At 64.9% G+C, this 11,778-nt stretch carries 6 protein-coding genes; 4 read left to right on the top strand and 2 right to left on the bottom strand.

Going from position 1 to position 11,778, the window contains the following annotated elements; all coding sequences use genetic code 11:
- The first annotated feature begins 12 nt into the window (after nt 1–12).
- Nucleotides 13–2,967 carry an SNF2-related protein gene (locus ACFZBU_RS00305; RefSeq protein ID WP_391581203.1) on the top strand — a complete coding sequence of 985 codons (2,955 nt, stop codon included), beginning with the start codon at nt 13–15 and terminating at the stop codon, nt 2,965–2,967.
- 1 nt (nt 2,968) lies between these two features.
- The gene (locus ACFZBU_RS00310) at nt 2,969–8,347 is read left to right on the top strand and encodes a class I SAM-dependent DNA methyltransferase (RefSeq protein WP_391581204.1); all 5,379 of its coding nucleotides are present in this window, start codon (nt 2,969–2,971) and stop codon (nt 8,345–8,347) included.
- Between the two features lie 67 nt (nt 8,348–8,414).
- Here ACFZBU_RS00310 and ACFZBU_RS00315 read toward each other — a convergent pair whose 3' ends face one another.
- Both ACFZBU_RS00315 and ACFZBU_RS00320 read right to left on the bottom strand, forming a co-directional pair.
- On the bottom strand, nt 8,415–8,660 hold the full coding sequence (locus tag ACFZBU_RS00315; protein ID WP_391581205.1) for a DUF397 domain-containing protein: 246 nt from the start codon (nt 8,658–8,660) through the stop codon (nt 8,415–8,417).
- Entirely contained in the window at nt 8,657–9,505 is an 849-nt protein-coding gene (locus ACFZBU_RS00320) for a Scr1 family TA system antitoxin-like transcriptional regulator (RefSeq protein WP_391581206.1), read from the bottom strand. The genes ACFZBU_RS00315 and ACFZBU_RS00320 overlap by 4 nt, the downstream gene beginning before the upstream one ends.
- A 184-nt stretch (nt 9,506–9,689) precedes the next feature.
- On the opposite strand from ACFZBU_RS00320, the gene ACFZBU_RS00325 reads away from it, so the two are divergent.
- Both ACFZBU_RS00325 and ACFZBU_RS00330 read left to right on the top strand, forming a co-directional pair.
- Nucleotides 9,690–10,400, top strand: a complete 711-nt coding sequence (locus ACFZBU_RS00325) for an ATP-binding protein (protein WP_391581207.1) — start codon at nt 9,690–9,692, stop codon at nt 10,398–10,400.
- A 166-nt stretch (nt 10,401–10,566) separates the two neighbouring features.
- Nucleotides 10,567–11,661 carry a methyltransferase domain-containing protein gene (locus ACFZBU_RS00330; protein ID WP_391581208.1) on the top strand — a complete coding sequence of 365 codons (1,095 nt, stop codon included), beginning with the start codon at nt 10,567–10,569 and terminating at the stop codon, nt 11,659–11,661.
- The last annotated feature ends 117 nt before the right edge of the window (nt 11,662–11,778 follow it).

Consider the following 11,778-nt stretch of genomic DNA (forward strand, 5'->3'; position numbering starts at 1 on the left):
AAACACGGCTTGATGGAGGTACGACCGGTGGCAGGCCAACACGAGACGCGGTTCCCGCCGGGAGCGCAGATCCTGGTTCGGGACGAGGAATGGTTGGTCAAGAACACGACCGGCACGACCTACGACGGTGACCGGATCGAGGCCATCGGTGTCTCGGAATTCGTTCGGGATCAGGAAGCCGTTTTCTTCTCCGGCATCGACGTCGACATCGAGTTGCTGGAGCCCGACAAGACCCACCTGGTCGTCGACTCCTCCCCGTACTTTCGGCGCAGCCGCCTCTTCCTGGAAGCGGTGCTGCGCAAGACACCCCTGCCCCAGTCCGAGCGGGGCCTCGCCCTCGCGGACCGCTTCCTGATGGATCCCCTCCCCTACCAGCAGCGGCCCGCCGAACTCGCGCTTTCGATGCGCAACCTGCGCCCGCGCGTTTTGATCGCCGATGTCGTCGGGCTCGGCAAGACCCTGGAGATCGGCCTGACCCTGGCCGAGCTGATCCGACGGGGTCGCGGCGAGCGCATCCTCGTGGTCACTCCGCAACACGTCCTGGAGCAGTTCCAACACGAATTGTGGACCCGATTCGCGATTCCGCTCGTGCGGCTGGACTCACTGGGCATCCAGCGCGTCCAGCGGGAGATCCCGGCAGGGCGCAACCCCTTCACGCACTACAAGCGCGTGATCATCTCGGTCGACACGCTCAAGAACATCGGCCAGTACCGCCACCACCTCGAACGCATTCAGTGGGACGCGGTTGTGATCGACGAGTCGCACAACTTGATCAACCGCGGCAGCCAGCGGCGGGCCCTGGCCGAGACCCTCGCCCCACGCACCGACGCCCTGCTGCTCGCGAGCGCCACGCCGCACAACGGTGACAAGCGATCGTTCGCCGATCTGATCAGCCTGCTCGACCCGGCCGCCATCGCCGATCCGGACGTCTACGATCCGGAGCGCGATCTCGGGCACCTGTTCATCCGTCGCACCAAGGTCAGCCCGGAGGTCCGCAACGAGATGGGTGACGCGTGGGCGGACCGTGGCCCCACCCACTCCCTGTACTGTTCGGCCACGGCCGTCGAGGAGTCGATCTTCGCCGAGCTGACCACGTATTGGCTTCCGCAAGCGAGCGGCAGCACGGAGTTCGGTACGGCGGATCAGGAACCTCGGTCGGTCGCGGCCGATCCGCTGTTCGCCTACAACCTGCTCAAGTCGTTCCTGTCTTCGCATGTCGCCCTCGCGCAGACGATCAAGCGCCGCGTCGAAACGCTGGAGAAGGCCGCGCCGGGCAAGGCGAACGGCGGGGGATCCGCCCTGAACGGGAACGACGAGCACAAGGCCCTGCTCCGGCTGCGCGAACTCACGGACGGGATCGGTGACGGCACCACACTCGGCGATTCGGCCAAACTCGACCAGCTCGTGGCTCAGTTGAAAGCCATCGGAGTCGGCCCGGGCAGCGCGGAGCGGGTGGTGATCTTCTCCGAACGTGTGCCCACCATCACCTGGCTCGCGAACGTGGTTCCACCGAGGCTCGGGTTCCCGTTGGATGCGGGCGCCAAGGACACGAGCAAGGACAAGGCCGCCCGTGGGGCCGTCCGGCTCATGCACGGCGGCCTCAGCGATGACGAACAGCAGAAGTGCGTCGAGGCGTTCGGCCTGGCCGATGATCCGGTTCGACTCCTGTTCACCACCGACGTCGCATCCGAAGGCGTCAACCTGCATCGCCACTGCAACCAGCTGATCCACTACGACATCCCGTGGTCCCTCATCCGCATCGAACAGCGCAACGGCCGCATCGATCGATATGGACAGCACCGATCACCCGAATTTCGGGCAATGATCCTCACTTCCGGACAGGCCGGGGCCAAGGACGACCGCACCGTTGCCGAGAAGTTGCTCCGGCGCGAGGAGGAGGCGTACCGCCTCAACGGCACCGCCGAGGCGGTGACCGGAATCTATCGGCCGGACGAGGAGGAGCGTCGGCTGGTGCGGGAGCTGGTCGAAGGCCGGACCGTCGAGCAGTTCTTGGATGACACCTCCGGAACCGAGGACCTGCTGACCGATCTGTTCGGCGGGGCCGACACGAGTACCCAGCAGGACCCACCGCTTCGGGCCGTTGTCCCCAGCCTGTTCGGCGGTGAAACCGCGCCGTTCGTGGACGCGGCGCTTGCCGAGGTCTTCGACGACTGCGCCGAGGACGCGTTGGCATTGAGCCGAGGTGACGACCGCGTGGGGGGCGCCTACCTGTCGCTGTCCCCGCTCAAGGCACCCGACTTGCTGCACCGACTCAAGGCGTTGCCGCCGTCCTACCTCAAGGAACAGGGCATCGCCGAGCGCATGCTGCTCACCTTCGATCGGGGCTTGGCGGACCGCAAGCTCACCGAGGCCCGGGACAGCAGCTCCACGATCTGGCCGACGGTCTCCTTCTTGACCGACATCCACCCGTTCGTCGAGTGGCTGACGGACAAGGTCCTGGTCAGGTTCGGTCGCCAGGAAGCCCCGGTGATCACCTCTCCGCATATCGACGGCCCGGCCTTTTTGATTCAGGGCCTGTACTCCAATGCGCGCGGCCGCCCCACGGTGGTGGCCTGGATGGCCGTCAAGGGCCTGCCGGCCGCACCGGAACTGGTCGAGATGCCCGAGGTGCTGGAACAGGCCCGGGTGGGTCCGGATCTGGCGCGGACCTCCGAGCCGCGCGATCTGGCCGGGCTACAGGCACTGGTACCGGATGCCGTCGCGTTCGCCGCCGAGCAACTCGAAAAGCGCAGGGCGGAATGGGACGAGGCGATCAGTGCGCCGCTGGCGGCCTATGAGAGTCGTTTGGCCGGATGGCACGAGCAGATTCTTCCCGGAATGTCGGTTCGTGGGGCGGAAGTGGTCGGGGAGACGGTGCTCGAACAGCAGAGACTCGTCAAGGAACTGCGCACCACGGGCAGGCCGCTGCTCCGGGTACTGGCCGTGATCGACAAGGCGGACGACTGAGATGACCTACGACTCCCTGGTCAACCGAGGCGACTACTTCTCGGCGCACTACCTGGCCGACGTGTTGCCCAAGGACCTCAAGGCCAAAGACGGGTTGTTGGCCCGGTGGGCCGCGTTCGAGGCCGAGGAGAAGCGTGCCCACGAGGCCGCCATAGCCGAGGCCACCGACCGAGGCGACGACCCGGCAGCGGTCCCGGCTCGCAGGCGTACTCCCAGGCAGAGCCTGCGTGCCCTGCACGGGCCGTACTTCGACAGCCGCGCGTACTTCGCCGAAGCGGACCGGGAAACCCAGGAGGCCAAAGGCGCCGAACTCGCCGCGCCGCCCTCCGGCGACTGGTCCAAGCGAGTCACCGAACTGCACCTGAGCACGCTGCGGGCCCTCGGGTATGCCGATGCCCACGAACAGACCGTCACCGTCCACCGTGCCGGACGCGAGCACACCGTCGAGGTGGCACACGCCGAGGCCGGCGTGGTCGCTGTTTGCTGCGGCTGGACCACCGAACCCGACGCAGCCCTCGATCCGGACGGCGCGGGCCGATTGTTGCGACCCCTGCGGCTCGACGCGGGCGAGGAACTGATCGACGGAAAAGCCCTCGTCCGGTTCCTGTTCGAGAGCGAGGAACCACCGCGCTATGTGCTGCTGCTCGTAGGCGGTGTGATGGTGCTCGCCGACCGTCTCGCCTGGGCCGAGGGGCGATACCTCGCCGTCTGCCTGGACACCGCGCTGGACCGCAAGGACGATCGACACGGCGGCGAACTCGACACGATTGCCGCTTTGTTCGGTGCCGACGCGCTGCGTGTGCCCGAAGACGGTGCCGCGGCACCGCTCGCGGACCTCGTCGACCGATCGAGCAAGCACGCGGTCGGTGTCTCCACCGAGCTGCGCGAGGGCCTGCGTGCCTCCGTCGAACTGATCGCCAACGAGGTGCTCACCCGGATGCGGGAACAGGGTGTGCAGCCCGAACTCGTCGAAGACCCGGCCGCGCTCGCCAAGCAGCTCACCCGCGAATCGCTGCGTTACCTGTATCGAGTGCTGTTCCTGCTCTACGCCGAGTCGCGGCCCGAGCTGGGTATCCTTCCCGCCGACTACCCCGAGTACGGGCAGGGTTACGGTCTCCAACGGATGGGTGACCTGGTCGTTCGCGACATGGTGGGGGAGCGATCTCGCTGCGGCGTGCACCTGTACGAGTCCCTGGACCTGCTGTTTCGCATGGTCGACAGGGGCCACCGGCCCCACGGGAGCGTGCCTGAGGATCGGGAGGCCGACGCGGCCGACCGCAGGGCCGCGGAGGCCGAAGCCGAGGCGGCACGGCTGTTCGCCGACGGCACGATCACGTCGGCCGAACACACGGAACGGCTGCGGGAGGCCGAGCGGGCTCGACGGGCTGCCCGAAGCGCGGACGTAGGGCTACGGTTCGAGCCGCTGCGTTCCAAGCTGTTCGAGCCGGACGCGATCAAGACGATCGGTCGCGGTTTCGAAAACCCGTTGTACGACTCGGAGGATCCGGAAGCCGCGCCGAGATTTCTGGACACCAGGCTGCGCAACGAGACTCTGCACAAGGTACTGCGCCGGCTGATGCTCACCCGAGGCAAGGGCCGTGAGCGCGGCGGCTTCATCTCGTACGCCAAGCTCGGCATCAACCAACTCGGCGCGGTCTACGAAGGGTTGATGTCCTACACGGGCTTCATCGCCACCGAGGACCTGTACGAGGTTGCCAAGGGCGGCGATGCCTCCGGCGGGAGCTGGATGATTCCGGCGTCCAAGGTCGCGGACTATCCGGATGAGGTCTTCGTCAAGCGCCCCCACGAGGTCACCGGCAGTGAGGAACGGGTGCCGCATCCGAAGGGCACCTTCGTCTACCGCCTCTCGGGACGCGACCGGCAAACGTCGGCGTCGTACTACACCCCTGAGTCCTTGACTCAGGTCACGGTCGAACTGGCCCTCAAGCACCGCCTGGACCAGGACGGCACCACCACGCCCGCGCGCGAGCTGCTGGAGTGGACGATCTGCGAACCGGCCCTGGGATCGGGCGCGTTCCTCAACGAGGCGGTCAATCAGGTCGCGGCCGAGTATCTGCGTCGACGGGAGGCCGAGCGCGGGGTGCGCATCGACCCCGAGCGGCGGGCGATCGAGCTCCAGAAGGCCAAGGCGTACATCGCGCTGCACAACGCCTACGGCGTCGACCTCAACGCCACGGCTGTGGAACTGGCCGAGGTGTCGCTGTGGCTCAACACCATGCACCCGGGGATGCAGGCGCCGTGGTTCGGGCTGCACCTGCGGCGCGGGAACTCGCTGATCGGAGCCGGGCGGCGGGTGTACGAGGCGGACGCGCTGCCCAAGGGGCGGTGGTTGGTGGGGAAGGACACCCTTGGGCCGAGGGAACTGCCGTTCCGCGACGGCGCGTTGCCGGAGGGGGCGGTGCACCACTTCTTGTTGCCGGCGATCGGGTGGGGCGCGGTTGCGGGGGAGAAGGAGGCGAAGGCGCTTGCGCCCGAGGCGGCCAAGCGGCTGGGTGATTGGCGCAAGGCGGTGCACAAGGCGCCTTCGGCCAAAAAGAAGCGAGGGCAACGGGAGAGCCAGGTCGCCCGGCTGCAGGGGGTCGCGCGGCGGACCGAGTATCTGTGGAACCTGGTGGTCGAGCGGCTGCGGATCTCGGAGCGGGAGATCGCTCGCGAGGTCGACGTGTGGGGGGCGGATTGGCTTCGGCCGCCGAAGTCGGTCGTCGGTAAGGAGAAGGTGCTGGCGGACCTGACGGCGCCTGGGACTCCGTACTGGCGGCTGAAAAAGGTCATGGACGCGTGGTGCGCGCTGTGGTTCTGGCCGCTGGACAAGGCGGAGGAACTGGATGAGATGGCGGAGGAGGCGGAGGTCGCAACGGCTCCGGCGGCCCCGGTGGAGTTCCCCGAGTTGGTCCTTGATGAGCAGCGGTGGGAGACCGCCGCTCTGTTCCCGGGTCTCGATGGTGAGGAGTCGGAGTCGACGGTCAAGGCATCTCGGCCCGCGCCGCAGCGGTCTACCGGCACCCGCAAGGCTCGGATTGTGGACCAGCGTCGCAAGCGGATCGCCCTGGCGGACCTCGATGACTGGATCGACTTTCTTGAGGCCGCACTCGGCACGGTGGACGTGTCGGACGACATGCTCGTGACGACCTTCGACTCACTCGCGGATCTATCGGATCACGAGAACTCGCTTACGGGTGCCATGGGTATGGACGGCCCGCTTCAGTTGAAATCACGTTTTCCGTGGCTTGACACGGTCGAGGACATTGCGGGGTCTACTGGGCGGGAGATTCAGGCTGAGGACGGCCATGGATTCTTCCACTGGGAATTGAATTTTGCGCAAATCTTTACGAGTAAGAACGGGGGGTTTGATCTTCAGGTAGGGAACCCGCCATGGGTTCGACCAGAGTGGGAAGAGTCAGCAGTACTGGCGGAAATAGAGCCCTGGTTCAAGCTAAGTGAGAAGCCCGGTACCGCAGGCTGGGCAGACCGTAAAGCGGGTGCTCTCAGAAATCGTGCCGATCTTCTTGAATATATCGGAGAATTGACCAAAACGATCGGTATTAGTTCATTTCTGAGTTCGCCGGTGGTGTATCCGTTGCTCACGGGAACTCGCCCCGACTATTATCGTGCTTTCATGTGTCGCGCTTGGAAGAACCTTGGAAACTTCGGTCTGGTGGGTTTGATTCATCCGGGCACACATTTCGGAGGAGTGAGAGATGGGAGCCTCCGGGAGGCCGCCTACCGGCGGCTGCGGATACATGCACATTTCTCGAATCGACTACAGATTTTTGAAGATGTTGAAGGTACGCGACAATTCGGCGTCAATATCTACGGGAGTGAAAAGTCTGTCGAATTTACACATGTGAGTTGGCTGTTTCATCCAAACACTCTCACGGATTCATTTGGGCATGACGGCACAGGGGCCAGGCCTGGTATCAAACATCAAGGAGAGTGGGAAATCCGTCCACATCGTTCTCGCTTGGTGCAGGTCGACGAAGCCTTGCTGCGGCAGTGGAATCGGGTTTCCGGGACGTCTGGAGTGGGGGACGCGCAAGCCGCCTTGCTCTATCCCGTGACGACGGATGAGCAGGGAGCGATCGCGGCTTTGGCGGCCGTAGTCAATCGTCTCGAAAGCCAGTCCCCGAAAATCACCCAAGGATACAACGAGACGAATTCCAAGCGAGACGGGACAATTATGTGGTCCGGCACCCAACCTGCGCTCCTCGATGATGTGATCTTGCAAGGTCCACACTTTGCTGTGGCTACGCCGTTCAATAAGCAGCCTAATATTCCTTGCCGGACGAATCGAGACTGGTCGGCATGGGATGCTAGGTCCCTTCCTGCTGATGCCATTCCGCGCGTAAACTATCGACGTGCGGATTCATGCCCTGTAGAGCGCTATGTCGAGATGCAAGACCTCTGGCTGCATCGCTCGATGTTTGCCGAGCCGCACACGCTGTATCAAAAGGAGTCGGCGAAGCGATCAATTAGCGAAGCTCAAGCGAATAGTGCCGGGGTGTTGGCGGCATCGATGACTGCTCGCCGCTATACGGAATTCTATCGACTCGCATGGCGCGTGATGATTCCCTTTGATACTGAGCGTAGCTTGTTTGCGGCACTTATTTCGCCGGGTCCAGCACACGTCGATGCCGTGAACTCCATGGCGCTAGTTGACAATCGTGTCACGTCTCTCAGCGCAGGTTTCTGGGCGGCATTGCCTCTAGATTACTTGCTTCGAATCACTGGCCGTGCACATCTGCGTGTCGCAGAAGCACATAAGATGCCTGCTGTCGATCCGGACCACCCTCTGGCAAGCCCGCTTCTCCTGCGTACCCTGCGGCTCAACTGTCTTACCGAGGCGTATGCACCCCTATGGGCCGAGCTGTTTGATTCGCTGTGGGTAGGATCCGAAAAGTGGGCTAACAAGTGGCCAGGTTTGGCGCCGCTAGGCGCGAATCTCGCGCCGGATTGGCGGTACGACACCCCCCTGCGTACCGAGCGGGAACGCCGTGCGGCCTTGGTCGAGTTGGACGCGATCGTGGCGGTGTGGCTCGGGATGACCGCCGATCAGCTTGTTGCCATCTACACGTCTCGATACCCGGTGTTGGGTGACTACGAAGCCAAGACCTGGTTCGATGCCAATGGTCGCAAGATTGCCGGGAATCACAACACTTACGGCTTCGGTCAGACCAAGGAGCACTACGAGCAGTTCGTGGCCTTCGACAAGGGCGAGCGCCCAGCACCGCCTGAGGGCTACGAGAAGCCGTTCTTCATGGCCGACCGTGAGGCGGAGATGCGGGCCGCGCACGTGCACTTCGCCGCGCGGCTCCAGGAGGCCATCGACCGTGGGGAGTGGATGCCGCCGGTCGGCCCGTAAGCGAACCACGCCGCAGGCCGCGTCCCACGCGGAGCTTGTCGCTGTGGGGCGCGATCCTGGCTAGGAGTCAGTTCCGGCTTGTGCCTTGAAGGAAGGTTGACCACATGGTGGCTCCGAACGTGATCTGCGGGCTTTCCTTGTCTTTGGAATCCCGGACGTGGACGGCACCGGGCCCGGCACCCACCTCGACGCAGTCGTCTCCTTCTGTCCCGCTATAGCTCGACTTGCGCCAGGAGAAAGCGATTTCGACGCAGCTATCCCCTTCTGTTCCGCTGTGGCTGCTCTTGAACCAGGCAAGCTCGGGCCCGCTCATAGGTCGCCTCGCATTCGCTCAAGCAGGCTCAGGGAGTCATCGGCATGCAGAGCCTGTGAGCGCATCATGGCATAGCGTTGCATCAGAACGCTGATGTCCTTCGGGTTGGTGAACAGATTCGAGCCACGCTGACCTTCGGCATAGCCGAGCCATCGATTGTCCGTGCACTCGGCCAGTTGAAGTGGGCCGTCCAGACCCGCGTGCCGGGCTCGTTCGCGGGGCATGACTTGCAGCTCTACGTTGCGAAGTTCGCCTGTTTCCAGAAGATGGGTGATGAGACCGCTGGTGACTCCTCGTCCGCCTGTACAACGCTCCACGACGGCCTGTTCGATGATGAAGCTGAAGGCTGTGTTGGGCTTCTGCGTCAGCAACTGTTGTCGGCCAAGCCGCTCGGCGACTTGGAGTTCGATTTGTTGGTCGCTCAACGGTGGCAGGCTGCCGTGGAACGCGGCCCGCGCGTACTCCTCGGTTTGCAAGAGCCCCGGAACCAGTCGGCATTCGTACGTGCACAGGCTGATCGCCGACTCCTCGATCGTCGCCCACTGCCGGAACCAGCTCGCCAGCCCCGGTCGTCGGGCCAAGTGCCCCGCCATCGCCCGCAACACGCCGAAGGCGTCCAGTGCCTCCTCGGCCCGGTCGATGAAGTCCGCGCGCGGAAACCGCCTCCCCTGTTCGATCGAAGCCACCGTCGGCACCGAGTAGTTGACCAACGGCGCCAACTGCTCCTGCGTCAACCCTGCCCGATCTCGAAAGGTCTTGACGGCCGCACCGAACGCCTTGAGGCTGTCCGAACCTTCCGGCTCGCCGTTGCTGCCACCACATCCCGAGACCGTTGTCCCCACCATCCAGGCCACCTCCGCGCGCCCCGCCGAGTCGGGGCAATGCCCGCTCGCTCCGGATGATCTCCACAAACCCTCTCAGAATTGCGGTAGGCGGCCCGTAGTGTCCACTTTGTGTACCCGTACGCTAACCATGCGTACGGGTTCGTGAGCTGGCCCGGCCCCGAGAAGAAGCACCAAGGTGGGCGACATGTCAACCGATCCACAGGATCAACTCCGGTCCACCCACCACGTCTTCACCCAGCGGCTCAGCGCCACACCGCGTGGTGCGCGACTCGCTCGCCGGTTCGCGACCCAACAACTCGAAGCGTGGGGCATCGCGTACGGCTCGGAACTGTCCGATTCCGTCACCCTGATCGTCGCCGAACTGGCCGCCAACGCGGTCATGCACGCCGGGATGGACGGTCGGGGCTCCTTCGTGCTGCTGCTGACCCTTCGCCAACTCCCGGGCGAGGTTGCCGCAACGCTCTGTGTCGAAATCACCGACAGCGGCCCCAGCCCCACGCCACGGGACACGCCTACCTTCGGACCAGCCTTCTCACCCCCCGATCTCACCACCCCCACACCACCCCCGGACGAGGCCGAAGACGGCCGCGGCCTGGCCATCGTCTCGGCCCTCGCCGATCGGATGACGATCCCCGCAAGCGGCCCCGACGGGTCCACAGTGCGGGCCGAACTCGACATCCCTTTCCCACCCTTGGCCAGGCGCGACGGAACCGCCGAGGTTCGTGTCGGTTCGACATACGACTTCGAAGCGGCCCCATCTGGTCGTTCGAAGGTCACGGGGAGACCACCGCATTGCGCGGGAGCCGTGCAACAGGTGGGACTACAACGCCTCGCTTCACGCGACATGGACCCAGCGCCCAAGGCTCCCCGACGGCCGGCCGGGGTCGCAGCCTGAAAACGAGCCACCGGAACGCCCGGTCCGACAGCGACATCAACAAGGAGGACGAAATGGCCGAACAGAAGCACAAGGACAAGACGCCGCGGCAGGACCCGCCGCCCACTCCCGCCCCGAGCCCGGACCGGCAGCAGCCGCCCGCGAACGACCCGAAGCACAAGAAGCCGTGACCGGCGTCGATCGTCGGGCCTTCATTCCCGATGTGATCTGGCCGTTCGAGTGGGAGACCTACGGCTTGGCCGTCGACCGGTCCACGGACCCGGACAGATGGGAGGCGCTCGTTTCCGCGGACGTGCCACTCGTCACGCAATGGGACGACGGGGCTCACGCGGGGTCGGAGCCGGGTGCGGTGGCATCGTCTTCGGCGTCCATGCCGAAGGCCGTTACAACGATGCTCAGGGCTCTTCGGGCGGACGCTCACGCAGGCGGTACCTACCTCGACATCGGGACCGGCACGGGCTACACGGCCGCGCGAATTGCCGAAGCCGTAGGCCCTTCGGGCTACGTGTTCACGGTCGAAGTCGATGAGAAGTTGGCCGAGACGGCGCGGGAGAACCTGAAGAGCGCATGTATCCGCAACGTCGAAGTCATCTGTGCGGATGGCTTCGAAGGTTGGCCCGACGGTGCTCCGTACACCGGTATCCACGTCACCTGTGGCATCCGACGGATCTCCTACGGATGGATCGGCCAGACCGCGCCGGGAGGTCGAATCGTCATGCCCTGGGGGACGGATTACACGCCGCACGACCGACTGCTGACACTTGACGTGGGCGCGGACGGAACGGCTTTCGGTCGGTTCGGTGTCGAACTGTCGTTCATGAAGATGCGTGCTCAGCGACTCGACTTCCCTGGACATGCCGCATACGTCCCGAAGGGTTGGGATGAGGGGGCACGCGAGACCGACAGCGACTTGGAGCCGGCCGAGGCCAAGGAGGTGATCACGGGAGACGGGGCATTCGTGGTCGGCCTGCGAGTACCGGACTGCATCCAGAACTCAGCGCACGGCGAGGACGGTTCGGTGTCGATCTGGCTCTACTCGACCCGAGACCGGTCGGTTGCCGTCGCGTCGTTCGGCGAGAAGACCGCGCCGGACATCGTCCAAGCCGGCCCGCGTTCTCTGTGGGACGAAGTGGAGCGCGCGCGGGAATGGTGGGTCGGCTGCCAACGACCGGAGCCCGCACGGATCGGACTGTCCATCAGCCAGGCGGAACAACGCGCATGGCTCGACAGTCCGGAAGGTGATTCCTGGGCGCTGCGCTGACACGACACGCGTGCAGAGTTTCCGTATCGGCTCACAAGCGTCCGGTCGCCCCATGTGCCCGGTCCGGCCCGCCTTGACCCTCGGCAATGGCGGGCCGAACTCGCCCATGCGGAATCG

The sequence above is a fragment of the Embleya sp. NPDC008237 genome, from assembly GCF_042956465.1.
Classification (GTDB): domain Bacteria; phylum Actinomycetota; class Actinomycetes; order Streptomycetales; family Streptomycetaceae; genus Embleya.